Source organism: Clostridium sp. BJN0013, assembly GCF_040939125.1.
Taxonomy (GTDB): domain Bacteria; phylum Bacillota; class Clostridia; order Clostridiales; family Clostridiaceae; genus Clostridium_B.
This window is the reverse complement of the sequence record NZ_CP162495.1, coordinates 3,692,297-3,706,613: the sequence shown is the minus strand read 5'-3', so window position 1 is coordinate 3,706,613 and position 14,317 is coordinate 3,692,297. Positions and strand designations below refer to the sequence as shown.

The 14,317-nt window shown below is 30.6% G+C and carries 13 protein-coding genes and 4 pseudogenes; 3 read left to right on the top strand and 14 right to left on the bottom strand.

The window, feature by feature from the left end; all coding sequences use genetic code 11:
* Positions 1 to 13 precede the first annotated feature (13 nt).
* The 10 genes and pseudogenes from AB3K27_RS19130 to AB3K27_RS19085 form a co-directional block, all read right to left on the bottom strand.
* Complete coding sequence (locus tag AB3K27_RS19130; protein WP_368488366.1) at positions 14 to 1,138, bottom strand: IS4 family transposase; 1,125 nt, start codon at positions 1,136 to 1,138, stop codon at positions 14 to 16.
* A 194-nt stretch (positions 1,139 to 1,332) separates the two neighbouring features.
* Positions 1,333 to 1,944 (bottom strand): annotated as a pseudogene (locus AB3K27_RS19125) (DNA polymerase IV); the annotation flags it as partial.
* A gap of 478 nt (positions 1,945 to 2,422) precedes the next feature.
* Positions 2,423 to 2,665, bottom strand: coding sequence for a hypothetical protein (locus tag AB3K27_RS19120; RefSeq protein ID WP_368488924.1), 243 nt, complete (start codon positions 2,663 to 2,665; stop codon positions 2,423 to 2,425).
* A 241-nt stretch (positions 2,666 to 2,906) separates the two neighbouring features.
* Positions 2,907 to 3,068: a hypothetical protein gene (locus AB3K27_RS19115; protein WP_368488923.1), complete on the bottom strand. Its 162-nt coding sequence runs from the start codon at positions 3,066 to 3,068 to the stop codon at positions 2,907 to 2,909.
* 730 nt (positions 3,069 to 3,798) lie between these two features.
* A complete protein-coding gene (locus tag AB3K27_RS19110) occupies positions 3,799 to 4,188 on the bottom strand; it encodes a hypothetical protein (protein ID WP_368491303.1) in 390 nt (129 codons plus the stop codon).
* A pseudogene (locus tag AB3K27_RS19105) lies at positions 4,070 to 4,839 on the bottom strand (IS5 family transposase). Before AB3K27_RS19105 ends, AB3K27_RS19110 begins: the two are co-directional and overlap by 119 nt.
* 34 nt (positions 4,840 to 4,873) lie before the next feature.
* Positions 4,874 to 5,056 (bottom strand): hypothetical protein, encoded by a 183-nt coding sequence (locus AB3K27_RS19100; RefSeq protein WP_368488922.1) that lies wholly within the window; start codon positions 5,054 to 5,056, stop codon positions 4,874 to 4,876.
* 69 nt (positions 5,057 to 5,125) lie between these two features.
* Positions 5,126 to 5,338, bottom strand: a complete 213-nt coding sequence (locus AB3K27_RS19095) for a methyl-accepting chemotaxis protein (RefSeq protein WP_368488921.1) — start codon at positions 5,336 to 5,338, stop codon at positions 5,126 to 5,128.
* A gap of 1,516 nt (positions 5,339 to 6,854) precedes the next feature.
* Positions 6,855 to 7,100 (bottom strand): transposase, encoded by a 246-nt coding sequence (locus tag AB3K27_RS19090; RefSeq protein ID WP_368488920.1) that lies wholly within the window; start codon positions 7,098 to 7,100, stop codon positions 6,855 to 6,857.
* Positions 7,097 to 7,381, bottom strand: a pseudogene (locus tag AB3K27_RS19085) (ISAs1 family transposase); the annotation flags it as partial. The gene AB3K27_RS19090 and the pseudogene AB3K27_RS19085, both read right to left, overlap by 4 nt.
* A 181-nt stretch (positions 7,382 to 7,562) precedes the next feature.
* On the opposite strand from AB3K27_RS19085, the pseudogene AB3K27_RS19080 reads away from it, so the two are divergent.
* Positions 7,563 to 7,640 (top strand): annotated as a pseudogene (locus tag AB3K27_RS19080) (hypothetical protein); the annotation flags it as partial.
* Between the two features lie 103 nt (positions 7,641 to 7,743).
* Here AB3K27_RS19080 and AB3K27_RS19075 read toward each other — a convergent pair.
* The gene (locus AB3K27_RS19075) at positions 7,744 to 7,956 is read right to left on the bottom strand and encodes a hypothetical protein (protein ID WP_368488919.1); all 213 of its coding nucleotides are present in this window, start codon (positions 7,954 to 7,956) and stop codon (positions 7,744 to 7,746) included.
* Between the two features lie 485 nt (positions 7,957 to 8,441).
* Between AB3K27_RS19075 and AB3K27_RS19070 the strand changes: the two genes are divergently transcribed.
* Positions 8,442 to 8,780, top strand: a complete 339-nt coding sequence (locus tag AB3K27_RS19070) for a hypothetical protein (protein WP_368488918.1) — start codon at positions 8,442 to 8,444, stop codon at positions 8,778 to 8,780.
* Positions 8,781 to 8,979: 199 nt separating this feature from the next.
* On the opposite strand, the gene AB3K27_RS19065 is transcribed toward AB3K27_RS19070, so the two are convergent.
* The 3 genes from AB3K27_RS19065 to AB3K27_RS19055 all read right to left on the bottom strand — a co-directional run bounded on the left by AB3K27_RS19065 (position 8,980) and on the right by AB3K27_RS19055 (position 11,883).
* Entirely contained in the window at positions 8,980 to 10,440 is a 1,461-nt protein-coding gene (locus AB3K27_RS19065; protein ID WP_368491285.1) for an IS1182 family transposase, read from the bottom strand.
* 523 nt (positions 10,441 to 10,963) lie between these two features.
* On the bottom strand, positions 10,964 to 11,230 hold the full coding sequence (locus AB3K27_RS19060) for a hypothetical protein (protein WP_368488917.1): 267 nt from the start codon (positions 11,228 to 11,230) through the stop codon (positions 10,964 to 10,966).
* Positions 11,231 to 11,433: 203 nt separating this feature from the next.
* Positions 11,434 to 11,883 carry a hypothetical protein gene (locus tag AB3K27_RS19055; protein ID WP_368488916.1) on the bottom strand — a complete coding sequence of 150 codons (450 nt, stop codon included), beginning with the start codon at positions 11,881 to 11,883 and terminating at the stop codon, positions 11,434 to 11,436.
* Positions 11,884 to 12,668: 785 nt separating this feature from the next.
* On the opposite strand from AB3K27_RS19055, the gene AB3K27_RS19050 reads away from it, so the two are divergent.
* Entirely contained in the window at positions 12,669 to 14,129 is a 1,461-nt protein-coding gene (locus AB3K27_RS19050) for an IS1182 family transposase (protein ID WP_368491284.1), read from the top strand.
* The last annotated feature ends 188 nt before the right edge of the window (positions 14,130 to 14,317 follow it).

Genomic DNA, 14,317 nt, shown 5'->3' with positions numbered 1-14,317 from the left:
GATTAACCATTTTTCACCATAAACAAATTTGATAATTATTGATATTTTTAAATAATAAGTCAATGCATACTTGAACTTCGTCTTGAAGTGTAGAATTAAGAAGTTTTCTAACAAACTCACAAAATGATAACTTAACAAATTTCAAATTTTGAGACACATTAACATAAGAAAAATGAAGTAATACATACGCAATTAAAGCTATAAAAAGTTGATTGTAAACTGCATTTTCACTTGTTCCAAACAATCTTTTAACATTCAAATTTTGCTTTATAAATCTAAAAAAGCTTTCAACTTTCCATCTTTCTTTATAGATATCTGCAATTTTTTCAGGTGTAATGGCCATTAAGTTAGTACATACCCTTATGGATTTTCCATAGAAGTCACTAAATTGAACAACTCTAAATCTATTTTCAGTTTTAGAAGAGCCTTCTCCAAGATAACAAGTAACATCCTTGATTATATTAGAATTTTCAGTTCTTAAACTTTTTATGTTTTTTGGATAACTTAGAGTTATATTGTCTTTGATTCTTATGACAAATGCTTGTTTTATAGATTTAAACATATCATATCTCTTATGTTTCCCATAAGCTCTATCTTCTACCAAGATACAATCTGTATTAATAAGTTTTTCACCTATTGGACCATCATGTTTGTTTGCAGTAGTTTCAATGACTTTTTGAGGCATTAAAGTATTTACATTAAGAGCCACATGCAGCTTTATTCCTGACTTATTACCTTTGAACTTTGCCCATTTCAATCTGCCTTCACCAACAGTTATAGTAGTGGAATCTACTGCTAATAAATCTTTTGGTAATTTAAGTATTCTTCGAGTTGAACGATTGCATTTAGTTATAAGAATCTCAAATAATTTCTTAGCTATTTTATAATCTACATTTGCTGCTTTCTTCGAAATTGTGGAATAATCAACTGCTCTTAATCCAGCTTCATTCATAAAATCTGAACCAGCTCTAAAACTTTTGTATTCATTAGTTGCTGTCGCTATAAAAAATTGAAACAAATCATATACTGTGAATTTTCTTGATGTATCCTTATAGCCTAAAACCGCACATACTGTAATTACTTCTTCTTTTTTTAAAAGTGTTTGAAATATATCAAATATAGTGGTATTATTTCTCATGAGGTCACTCTCCTAAACAGTAGTATTTTTTCTCAGCAAATTAATATTACCATAGGATGACCTCATTTTCATACCTTTTTATTTACGTATTTTGGATAATCAACACTCGTGTCTTTAAATAAACAATATTTTCTGTCCATGTATCTTCCACATGAAATCCATTAGATTTTAAATCTCTAAACATTTCTTCTATTTTTTTCATGCTCCATTTGTAGCATATTAAACATAGATATCTGTTCATTTTCATTATCTTTTGAAAATCCACTAAGACTTATTCCCAATAGACGTACTGATAGCTGTTTATTCCAGTTTTTCTTAAGCATTTCAATTCCCGCAGAATAAATTTCTTTCACAAGATAAGTTGCAGGTATAGTCGTTTGTCTGGTAATGGATTGAAAATTGGAATATTTAATATTAATTTGTACTGTACGCCCCTTTTTATTATACTTACGAGCGGTCATTCCAACTTCATCCGAAAGTTTCATAAGAATAATTTTTGCACTGTTTATATCTGAAATATCATGGGCTAATGTAGTTGACTTACCAATAGACTTTACATCTTTTCGTGAATGAGGTTTTACTGTGGAAATATCAATTCCATTAGCAAGTTGATGAAGCTCGTCACCTAATTTGCCAAGTTTTCTTACGAGATACTTTCTGTCAAAAAGTGCAAGTTCTCCAATAGTCTTTATCCCCATTTTTTGCAGTTTTTGCGCAGTTTGCTTTCCTACTCCATGCATAAATTGTACCGGCAATGGCCACAATTTAAGTTTAATATCCTTTTTCCAAAGCTCTGTAATACCGAGGCCACTGAAAAACTAAGAATATTGACCGTCATCACAAAAGTGATGGCGGTTTTGCCTTTTTTACCAATAAATGATATTTCTTTTATGTTAAGTTGTTCAAACAAAAAGGATTTTGAAACGTCATGGCGAATAATATAACTAAGAAGATAATGATTTATTGATTGGAAGGAATGAACTATATGATAAAGGTGCAGCAACAATTTGTAATGAGTAAGTATCAAGGACTATATGAATTGATTATTCCAAAGGACCATTTTCTAAGACAACTCAATGATTTGGTTGATTTCTCATTCATATCTTTCAATTCCTGAAAAAATACTACACGTGTCTCTCATGACAAGCCCTACAATTATAAATCCTCTAATAAACATAAAAAAACGATTTGATAATGAAGTGGTTATCATAATTGCAATTGAATAATTTCTTCTTAGTTCTAAATTTTCGAGTATGTTTCAATATCTAATGTATACCTCTTTACTTATATATCTATATACCTTGATCTCATATCTAATCTAAATTCACTAAATGGTTCCTTTTTTATTTCTCCTGTTTTAATATTCTTTGTTTTAATATTCTTATATATTACAACCTGTCCTTCCTTATCCATTTCCTGTATTACATATTTATTAGTAAATCCATTTGAATGTACTTTACTTATAGCGTTTAGTACACCATTTACTACTGCTAACCACGCAGCTAAACCTAATATTATTCCAAGCATTATAATTTCCTCCTTCAACATATTTCATTCATCTCCCTCACTCCAGTCCATTCATTTTAAATTTATATTTTCAAATATATCTCTATTAAAGCAATTATCAGGCCACCACCTAGTAACGCAGCTATTCCTTGTTTCACCTTACCATTTATAAATAGCATAATTATAGCAATAGCCAGCAATATCTCAGCCCTCCTTTGACTTTTACTAAATAAAAACTTAATATATTCCTTAACATTATTGCTTATCTCACCCTCCTAACAGCACCCTTGACCCTCCTATAGCAGTCATGAACCATCAATTTTTCTATATCAGAAAAGGAGAGGTATTGGCCTCTCCTGGATTTATCTTTATTTAATTTTTTATCTTGGTTAAGCTTTTCTTTCAAGATTTCTCTTATCTTCATACCTCTCACCTTCTATTAATCCACAGATTATCAACAACTTATCCACAGGTTATACACATTATCTACAATATTCCATTAACTTCTTGAAATAAAAAAATAAGTACCAAAATAATGTTGGTACTTTCTACGGTTTCTAATTAGTAAAATTAATAGGCATAATTATACTATTAAGAAATTATATTCATATGAATAACAAGACATATTTAATTACGAGTATTGTCTTTAGTGTTGTTATGATTGGTATTTGAACATTATTATATTCACTAATTGTTATGATGTTATTATGCTTGTGTTAAAAAATATAAAAATAAGCACCCTAAATAAAGGGCACTTACTTTTATACAATATTATTTTAAAGGAGACAATTATAAATCGATTATTGCTTTACTATGTATACTAATCCTAGCAATTGCATTTGAGTTTAAAGTGTCCTACAACTACAGACACTAATTCAGTAATTTCCGCTACTTTTCTTATGTAAACACACCTTATTTTCCTTTAAAATTAATTTCTTTGTATTATTATATATGATATTTGTTACAATTTAATGCCATATTAATTAACTATTTGTAAACAATATAAAATTTATCCAAAGGCAGCAATTAGCTAACATTTCGGCTCTTTCAAAATAGGGTATCAGCACTACTATGCCCCTGAACAAGTTCTCCTAAAACTCAGTAGAGCCAATACCCTTTCTTGTTCCCAATAAGGTTAAATATACAAATTAACCTTATACTTTAAATTTCACAACCAAATCTTTCAAATTATCAGCACTTTGTTTTACATGGTCTGATTCATTCTGAATTTTATTTCCTTTATCCTTTATTTTTAAAATCTGCTGTACAATGTGATTAGTCCCTTCAGATCCAGAATTATTTGCTTTTGAAACTTCATTCATTGCTTCAAATACTGATTTTATAGATGTAAGAAGCTGTTCAGAAGTAGCACTTAAATCTGTTGCCCATCTATTAGAGTGTGTCTCAAAACAATGCAACAATAAATTACTTAGATAAAATAAAAATAGCAGCAATATAAACAAAAGCAAGGAAAGAATCAGCAAGCTTGTCATAACGAGTTGCAATTCTTCTAAAATGTTTGATTTTGTTAAAGAAACATTCAACTAAATGACGTTCCTTGTACAGCCACCAGTCACAATTCCATGGTTCTCTTACATTTGATTTTGGTGGAATAGTATATGAGGATTTCTTTGAAGTAATATATTCTCTAATTTCATTTGTGCCATATGCCTTATCTGCCAGGATATTGCTGCCTTCTATATCAACGTTGGAAAGAACATCTACGGCCTGTGTACTGTCGTGTAGATTGCCAGATGATAATTGAAAATAGATTGGATTGCCAAGTCCATCAACAACTGCATGAATTTTTGTTGTATGTCCGCCGCGACTCAGTCCAATATGCTGTTTTGTTTCGCTGTTTACAGCCCCTTTTTAGCACCAGCACTGTGCTGGTGGGCTTTTATACATGTTGAATCAATGCTTAAATTTTCATAATCTGCATCTGAGGTTAACTCTTTAAAAATTGTTAATAAAGTACCATCGTTACGCCACTTACAAAAACGACTGTATACAGTTTTCCATGAACCGAAGCGTTCTGGTAAATCACGCCATGCTGCACCACTTCTTGCAATCCATAGTATGGCATTAAATATAAGTCGGTTGTCTTTTGGAGGTCGTCCTGTTTTTGCTATTGGAATTAAGTTTTTTATTTGATCCCATTGTTCATCTGATATTTCATAACGCTTCTGTGACATATTTGCACCCTCCAAGTTTTTTATCTTATTTTACCTAAAACTCGGTTCTTTCGCAATATTTAGTTTTCAGACACACCCTAATATACATTGCATCCTTATCATAGTTTTCACCTATGCTCACAGATTCTTTATAACTATTCATAACTTTTGTCTCAATATATTCTAAAGTACTATTTGCAATAGCTACAAAATTATCTACTGCTTTTAAATATACCATCTAATGTACTTTGTATCTTACTTACAGTATTTTTAGAGTCTTCAGTTAATTTTTGTATTTCCCCTGCTACTACAAAAAACCTTTTCCTGCCTCTCCTGCTCTGGCAGCTTCTATTGAAGCATTTAAAGCTAGAAAATTTGTATGAGAAAATATATTTAAAATAACATCTGATAAAGCTTTTATTTTCTCTACTTCTTTGATCTTGTCCAAAATTTCATCTATAGTTTTTTTAATATCTTTACGAGTTTTGTCTGCATTAGCTTCAATTACTACCTTATTCATATTATCAATTTCACAAATAACCTTTTTACTATACTATGGATATTTTCAATAAATAAATTAAAATAGTTTGACATTTCTCCAATTTCATCCTCCGAAGAGATAACAACTCGCTTTATCAAATCCCTGTCCCTCAGCAATATCTTTCAACATAGCAGTAATATCCTTTACTTTTTTACAATTAGAGATCTTAAATGAAAATGATACCTAAAATCATTATAAATACTAGGGGAATTATCAAACCTATTCGATTAATAGATAACTTTTTTAACAAAGATATCTTACTTGATATACTATTAATTTTCACAGTAAACCCTCCAAAAAATTAATTGTTTATTTCACATATATCATAATATAGTAATATATTCTGCCATACATTACTCCTATATAATATTATACGGAAACTACATTAAATTTACATGTGCAATCCTCTACACCCCAGCACTTAGTTTCCTTAGCCACAAATTGCCTTCTCGTATAAATCTTTAAAGATTTCCATATAGCAGCATACTGTCTAGTACATTATTACAAAATTCTATTCCTGATATTCCTCCGAATTCTACTAAAACATGTTTCATTTCCTCCTTTCCGTATTTTTTCAATATATTTAAAAAAAAATAAAGTATTTTTTACAAATTTCATCATATTATTTTAAATACCATGTAATAACTTTATTTTATCAAAATTTTATAATCAAGAATTTTATAATCAACAGAATACTAAAAACCCAAAAAAATTTAAGAAGATGTCTTTCAAATGATTTACTCATATTCCCAACCACTTTAAGACAGTTTTCTTATTTTATTTTTTGAGATAAGGACAATCCGGTCTATGAACAATTGTCCATTATGTCTTTCCATTTCCACCACACATTGCACAGCTAAACATACCATTACTCATATTTATCGCTTTTATATCTTTTCCATCTACATTTACTGAAATCACATTTTGCTTTATATCATTCATAATTAAGCCCACATCAAATATAGTTCTTCAATATGAAGTATTTATTCAGTATATAATTTTCCACTATAATTTCATTTCCCTATGATTTTTACATTAGTTGTCCACATTATCAACATAATGCTGTTGATAACTATTTCAAAAAGCAAAAATAAGTACTTGAAAAATCAAATACTTATTTTTAAATATAGATGGCCATAAAATGATTGATAACTTTTTGATATAATATAAATTTAAACAATTAGATATATTTATATATTTTTTATGATATCATATTTTAAAATTCATGTAAAGTAGTATTAAAGAATTCGTCAGGGGTTACGCATGAATATTTTTCTTAATCACATCCCCAATAGAAAATTTTTAAAAAATAACCATTGCATCTATATATGTGGTATGATAATATTTTTTTGTGGCAACCCTGAAATTACAATGATATGGAGTTGAAGCGTTTCAGGGAACTTCATTAATTTAGTCAAGATTTTTTGCATAGAAAACCAGACAGTCTTTTTCGGATATGCCTAGTACTTGTTATACAAATTTTCCCTGTATTGTCTTATATGAAGTTTTTAATAAGTACCTGTTCTAGATAATTATTGTCTACAGAAGCAGCAAACCTTTTAGATTTTAAACTATACTTAGGTTCAGTAGTGTATTTTTTTATTATATTTAGAGCCAATCGTTTTAGCATGGCTAAATTTTGCGGACCATAATCTTTCCTTACTCTACGACCATCTTCTTTAAATACAATATCAAGAATCCAATGAGTTGATTCTATTCCCCAATGTTTTCTTACTGCCAATGAACAAAACACTTTTCAAATTGTTTTGGATCTATCCATCTAAAAACCCTCTCAAAAGTATCATGAGATGGTATACCATTTGGAAGTTCAAGAAACTTGCCAAACCAATCTTCTCACTTCTTTGCAAATATTTCAACTTCCTCCCAACCACTTGCATTAGCAATGGTTGCAGCTACTGCAATAAAAAGTATATCTATTAGTAAATGACATACTTTGGCTTGCTGCCTTACGTCTTTGATTATTTTAAAATAATTAAAAAATAGAGACTCTTTGTTGCTCATAAGTTTATCCTTCTCTTCTTTGTATTTATATAAAAGTTACATATAAACCGATTATATATTATTTTATACAAAATCAAGAAACAAAGAGTGGATTAAACTCCTATATTTAGAATTATCCACTCACTTTTTTTGTTTGTTTACAATTTGTTAACTCATGATTTAGCCCTGATGGTTTTATGGGTTTAATCTTCATCTAGTTGTAAATCATAAAGGTGAAATTTTATCCTTCTACTTAACCCCTGAAAATGTATTGGAATAAAATGTAACACATTAGTGAGGCTACTTTTTTGTATTTATATGTGGTAATCTTAACCATATATAAGCTCAAATTTTCAAACTCACGTTATATTAACTCAATGTAATTAATTCTCACTATTTTTTTTCATCAATATTCCTCGATTAATTATAAAAGTACCATACTTTCTGCGTATATTATCCATAGCAGCTTCTATTTCATCCATCTTGTGTAAGCTATTTGGAGCCTTTAGTGAGATTATGAAATTATCAGGTGAAATAAAAGACTTTCCTAAATTGGCAAACAAATATGTAAAAACCGAAATAGTAATCTCATCCATTTTATTTACAGCATTTTTATTTATAATTTGAAATCATAATACAATAGAAGCGAAATCCACTAGATTTGAAGTAGTCATAGAAACAACTAAATAGTGAATATAATATTAGATTTAAAGCTAAAAACACATGATTAAATTAATGAACAATATTCATATTATACTCATCTAACAGTCATACACTATCCCCTCTAATATAGAGTAAATTTTAACATAAAACACAGGTATGTGGGGATTTTGGGGAATTACATGGATTTACACGTTGTGTATAAGTATGAATTAAATGGATATAATGCTTAACATCATAAAAATACTTTAATATCTACTAAATAATTTTATCATGAATAAAAGTTTTAGAGATGCCCCATGGCTTTTAGTAATTATTTCAATAATTCTTATTACCAAACTTTATTAATAATCAATTCCCAAAAATATTATACTAACATAATATAAATATTGAAATGATAAATATAAGGAGAAAATAGACATTGGAAAATTATTATTGTCCTTTTGATTATTATGATGATTACTATGATAACTACTATGACTATTTTAGACAACGTATTACTCCTGAAGTAATACAATCACATGTTGGTCAAACTGCACTTGTTGATATTAGGGGGCGTGGCACAGTCACAGCGCATATAAATGGTTACAATCGGCGTACAGACATAGTATCTTTAACCATATTTACACATTCTGGTAGTCAACCTGTTCGTGTTCACCGTCGTGACATATTACGTATTACTCCAATTCATGTACCTCCACCTCAAGGAGGAAGGCCACCTCAGGGCGGAGGTCGACATTTAGATGAAGATTTCGAGTAGTTATTTCAACTCATTTTTTTACTTGAATGCGTGATTTATTGAACATCAAAATTCAAAAACCTAGTAGGATTTTACGAGGCCACTGAAAAAGCTTCGCTTTTTTCCTAAAGATTGATTTAAGCAGTAAAAAGAGCACGGAGTATTTCATTTCTTTCTGAAATATTTCGTGCTCTTCTCTCATTAATGTGTTACTTAAAGCTTATTGCTCCGTTAGGAGCTTTATGATTCTCTTGATATTAACAGTAAATATTGTAAGTGCACCTTGCATTTGCATGTTAATTAAGCCCGACGATAATGCCATATCATAGCCGTGCTGGTGTTTAAGTTCACTGTTCTTAGCTTCAATCATATATCGTTGTCTTGCTCGTTCCTTAAAGTATTCTGTTTCTTGAAAAGCCATTTGATCTTTATGAATATCAGACTTTATAGATACAGAATAGGTCTTGGACTTGCAACCTTCTTTGTAACATCCTTCTCCTCGAGAACAGCATTTGCATTTATTAACATCAAAATAGTATGTAGTAACTTGATTTTTATTATGATTTTTCTTACCCTGACGGGCTTTTCTTATGGCTATATGACCGGCAGGGCAAATAAACATTCCAGCATCCTTGTTGAATTGGAATTCTTCCTCTTTCGTACGAGATCCACATGAAATTATTGGATTAAGTTTTGAAATCAACTTGATTTGATTTTCTTTGGCATACTCTAAATTTCCTTTTTCCGAATAAGCAGTATCACCAATTATCTCATCAACTGTCATGCCTGCGTTTTGACTTTTTTCAATTAACTCTTGAAGTTCTTTACCATCGGATTTTTCTCCGGTAGTAATAGTAGCTCCTGTAATTATGCGTTCTTCACTCATTGCAATGTGTGTTTTGTACCCAAAAAATGAAGAATCGGCTGTCTTATGCCCTACTCGGGCATCTTCATCCTTTGAAAGCGCTAACTGCTCCAGGTCATCTTCGATGGCCTCGTTTAAATAATTGAGTCGTTCTTTAATCTTCTCATATATCACAAGCTCAGGTGTAGGTTCAACAACATTGATTAAATCTTGGCAGTATCTTATAATATCTTCAATCTTATCACCTGTAACCTTTTGAGGAAACTTTTCTTTTATCTCACTGTTAACTGCGTAGATTTCCTTCCTCAAAGACTTTGCCCGTTCCAATAGCACTTCCTGAGCAGACTTCTGGTTATATCTTGCTTTGGTATGTGTGGAATCAACTATAAGAGTTCTACTGGCTAAAACTCCCTTAGCAATTGCAATTTCAACTGTTTTCTTGATTAATAAATCAAGCATATTCGTATCTTTCAAGCGCAGCTTTCTAAATTTTATTAATGTACTTGGATGAATCAGATCAGCTTCCTCAGGTGCAAGATTCAGAAAGTATTTAAATGACATGTCATAAAGTGTTCTTTCAACTACGTCTTCATCGGAAAGTTCGTAGGTTGTCTTCAATATAAGGTATTTAAACAACATGATGGGATCCTTGGCACCACGCCCCATGTCAACACTGTAATTATTGAGTAGTTCATCGTATATGAATGAGAAATCAACTAAATCATTGAGTTGTCTTAGAAAATGGTCCTTTGGAATAATCAAGTCATATAGTCCTTGATACTTACTCATTACAAATTGTTGCTGCACCTTTATCATATAGTTCATTTCTTCCAATCAATAAATCATTATCTTCTTAGTTATATTATTCGACATGACGTTTCAAAATCCTTTTTGTTTGAACAACTTAACATAAAAGAAATATCATTTATTGGTAAAAAAAGCAAAACCGCCATCACTTTTGTGATGACGGTCAATATTCTTAGTTTTTCAGTGGCCTCGGATTTTCCCACTAGGTTTTTATTATCATACTTTATTTTAAATCCTGCTCATAAGCTTCAACCATTTTCTTAAGCATATTTCCAGTTATTCTGTTAAGGTTCAACGTAATTCCATGTAAATACTTTTATTTTATTCAAACACATTCCATGTTACAATTCATTAGCGTTATTATATCACAGAACTTTTGGGAGATAAATATAAAATATTTAAAGTTGGATATAATGGTTAATGTCATAAGAATACTTTAATATCTCACTCAAGTTTTTTACCATAATTTATAAAAGCTCTTGTATCGCCAGGGCTTTTGGTGTAAAAAATTTTTATTTTTTAAAGAATACTCTTATATTTGTTTAAAAGTATCAATAAATTCATTCTTCCACTTACTTCCTGCATTTTTAAATGCCTTTATTAAAATTTTTATAGATTCAGGAATCTGGAATTCCATTATGAATCTCTTTTTATATTCTCTCAAGGCTTTTTTACTGTCCATATTAGTTGCCAGATACCAGGTATCTTCTGACCCTTCTGCCTTACATACTGCTATATTACATTCATATTCTTCAGCACTCAAAAAAAATCCGTTAAATTTCCTTACGACTTTTTTCATAGGGGTTATATCTCTTAAATACTTAATTTCCTTTTTACCCTCTATTTTTACAAGCATATCATTAGTACATCTAATATAATATTTAAAACCAAGTGAGTCTATGAATTTAAATAAATCTATACTTTTAAAACCCCTGTCTGCAAGGACTATAATCTCATAATCATAAGGGGCAAATATCTCCTTGAGTTCACTTAATCCTTGTTTTATGTGGTCAAAACTCTTATTGCCTTTTCACCATACCTAAATATTTTATACCATATGGGAATTGATCTTTTACCTACTTTTAATGAAAATTTTAATATTAAAAATCTGTTATCAATAGTTGTATGGTCAAATATTATAATTACTTTATTGCTGCTGCTTAATTTTATATATTTTTTCAGTACTTCTTCAATAAAAAGGCTGTATAAATACTCAGGGTCTATTGATGAACTTGTAAAAAATCTATATATTCTTTTTATTTTACTTTCTTCAGTTGCTCCCGTGAAATCATCTTTTAACTTTTCAGAAATATCTGAGATTACAACTGATTTTGATAATATAATCCCTATGATTATATAAACTAGGTTCTTCAATCTTTTAGCAGTTATGGGCAATATTTTGTATAGTATTTTTTCTAATTCTGATGTAATATATTCTTGGTTGTTTATCATAGCCAGCTCTCCTTTTTTATAAGTTGCTATAAATTTAACTTATATTTTAGAGCTTGGCTATATTTTTTTACACTTTTCCATTGGTAACTTATTTAACTTTTGCATAATCTTCTTTTTCTATCCTAATAACACCTTTTTACTGTCCGTAGGTCAGATTCCGATAGATCTCTTGACACATTAGTACCATTAGGATTAATATAGTTTTCATGATAGCTTGCCGGTAGGGAAATCGAGTTCTTCTCACAAATATTCTTTATTGTTTTGTAGCTGAATGCACCATATTCAAATGCCCTCCTGCAAGCATCATCAATAATGAACCGTAACATGGAATGTGTTTGAATAAAATAAAAGTGCTTACATGGAATTACGTTGAACCTTAACAAGTGTTGTATTTAAATTCTGTAATGTTGAAATACTTTCTAATTCCATCATTATTGAACTGTAACAGGATTTGTATTTAATTCTAATTGATCTTTCGTTGCATCTACATTCCTAAATGTTCAACCTTAACAAAATAACTGGAAATATGCTTAAGAAAATGGTTGAAGCTTATGAGCAGGATTTAAAATAAAGTATGATAATAAAAACCTAGTGGGAAAAATCGAGGCCACTGAAAAACTAAGAATATTGACCGTCATCACAAAAGTGATGGCGGTTTTGCCTTTTTTACCAATAAATGATATTTCTTTTATGTTAAGTTGTTCAAACAAAAAGGATTTTGAAACGTCATGGCGAATAATATAACTAAGAAGATAATGATTTATTGATTGGAAGGAATGAACTATATGATAAAGGTGCAGCAACAATTTGTAATGAGTAAGTATCAAGGACTATATGAATTGATTATTCCAAAGGACCATTTTCTAAGACAACTCAATGATTTGGTTGATTTCTCATTCATATACGATGAACTACTCAATAATTACAGTGTTGACATGGGGCGTGGTGCCAAGGATCCCATCATGCTGTTTAAATACCTTATATTGAAGACAACCTATGAACTTTCCGATGAAGACGTAGTTGAAAGAACACTTTATGACATGTCATTTAAATACTTTCTGAATCTTGCACCTGAGGAAGCTGATCTGATTCATCCAAGTACATTAACAAAATTTAGAAAGCTGCGCTTGAAAGATACGAATATGCTTGATTTATTAATCAAGAAAACAGTTGAAATTGCAATTGCTAAGGGAGTTTTAGCCAGTAGAACTCTTATAGTTGATTCCACACATACCAAAGCAAGATATAACCAGAAGTCTGCTCAGGAAGTGCTATTGGAACGGGCAAAGTCTTTGAGGAAGGAAATCTACGCAGTTAACAGTGAGATAAAAGAAAAGTTTCCTCAAAAGGTTACAGGTGATAAGATTAAAGATATTATAAGATACTGCCAAGATTTAATCAATGTTGTTGAACCTACACCTGAGCTTGTGATATATGAGAAGATTAAAGAACGACTCAATTATTTAAACGAGGCCATCGAAGATGACCTGGAGCAGTTAGCGCTTTCAAAGGATGAAGATGCCCGAGTAGGGCATAAGACAGCCGATTCTTCATTTTTTGGGTACAAAACACACATTGCAATGAGTGAAGAACGCATAATTACAGGAGCTACTATTACTACCGGAGAAAAATCCGATGGTAAAGAACTTCAAGAGTTAATTGAAAAAAGTCAAAACACAGGCATGACAGTTGATGAGATAATTGGTGATACTGCTTATTCGGAAAAAGGAAATTTAGAGTATGCCAAAGAAAATCAAATCAAGTTGATTTCAAAACTTAATCCAATAATTTCATGTGGATCTCGTACGAAAGAGGAAGAATTCCAATTCAACAAGGATGCTGGAATGTTTATTTGCCCTGCCGGTCATATAGCCATAAGAAAAGCCCGTCAGGGTAAGAAAAATCATAATAAAAATCAAGTTACTACATACTATTTTGATGTTAATAAATGCAAATGCTGTTCTCGAGGAGAAGGATGTTACAAAGAAGGTTGCAAGTCCAAGACCTATTCTGTATCTATAAAGTCTGATATTCATAAAGATCAAATGGCTTTTCAAGAAACAGAATACTTTAAGGAACGAGCAAGACAACGATATATGATTGAAGCTAAGAACAGTGAACTTAAACACCAGCACGGCTATGATATGGCATTATCGTCGGGCTTAATTAACATGCAAATGCAAGGTGCACTTACAATATTCACTGTTAATATCAAGAGAATCATAAAGCTCCTAACGGAGCAATAAGCTTTAAGTAACACATTAATGAGAGAAGAGCACGAAATATTTCAGAAAGAAATGAAATACTCCGTGCTCTTTTTACTGCTTAAATCAATCTTTAGGAAAAAAGCGAAGCTTTTTCAGTGGCCTCGGAAAAATCCTACTAGGTTTTTTAGTTTTGATGTTAGAGCTAGACTGCATATTTGTATGAATTG

Excerpts from the sequence above, each read along its gene's own strand:
- AB3K27_RS19130 (WP_368488366.1), bottom strand. The coding sequence starts at position 1,138 with ATGAGAAATAATACCACTATATTTGATATATTTCAAACACTTTTAAAA.
- AB3K27_RS19120 (WP_368488924.1), bottom strand. The coding sequence starts at position 2,665 with ATGCTTGGAATAATATTAGGTTTAGCTGCGTGGTTAGCAGTAGTAAAT.
- AB3K27_RS19115 (WP_368488923.1), bottom strand. The coding sequence starts at position 3,068 with ATGAAGATAAGAGAAATCTTGAAAGAAAAGCTTAACCAAGATAAAAAA.
- AB3K27_RS19100 (WP_368488922.1), bottom strand. The coding sequence starts at position 5,056 with ATGGTATATTTAAAAGCAGTAGATAATTTTGTAGCTATTGCAAATAGT.
- AB3K27_RS19095 (WP_368488921.1), bottom strand. The coding sequence starts at position 5,338 with ATGAATAAGGTAGTAATTGAAGCTAATGCAGACAAAACTCGTAAAGAT.
- AB3K27_RS19075 (WP_368488919.1), bottom strand. The coding sequence starts at position 7,956 with ATGGATGAGATTACTATTTCGGTTTTTACATATTTGTTTGCCAATTTA.
- AB3K27_RS19065 (WP_368491285.1), bottom strand. The coding sequence starts at position 10,440 with ATGATAAAGGTGCAGCAACAATTTGTAATGAGTAAGTATCAAGGACTA.
- AB3K27_RS19060 (WP_368488917.1), bottom strand. The coding sequence starts at position 11,230 with ATGAAAAAAGTCGTAAGGAAATTTAACGGATTTTTTTTGAGTGCTGAA.
- AB3K27_RS19055 (WP_368488916.1), bottom strand. The coding sequence starts at position 11,883 with ATGATAAACAACCAAGAATATATTACATCAGAATTAGAAAAAATACTA.
- AB3K27_RS19050 (WP_368491284.1), top strand. The coding sequence starts at position 12,669 with ATGATAAAGGTGCAGCAACAATTTGTAATGAGTAAGTATCAAGGACTA.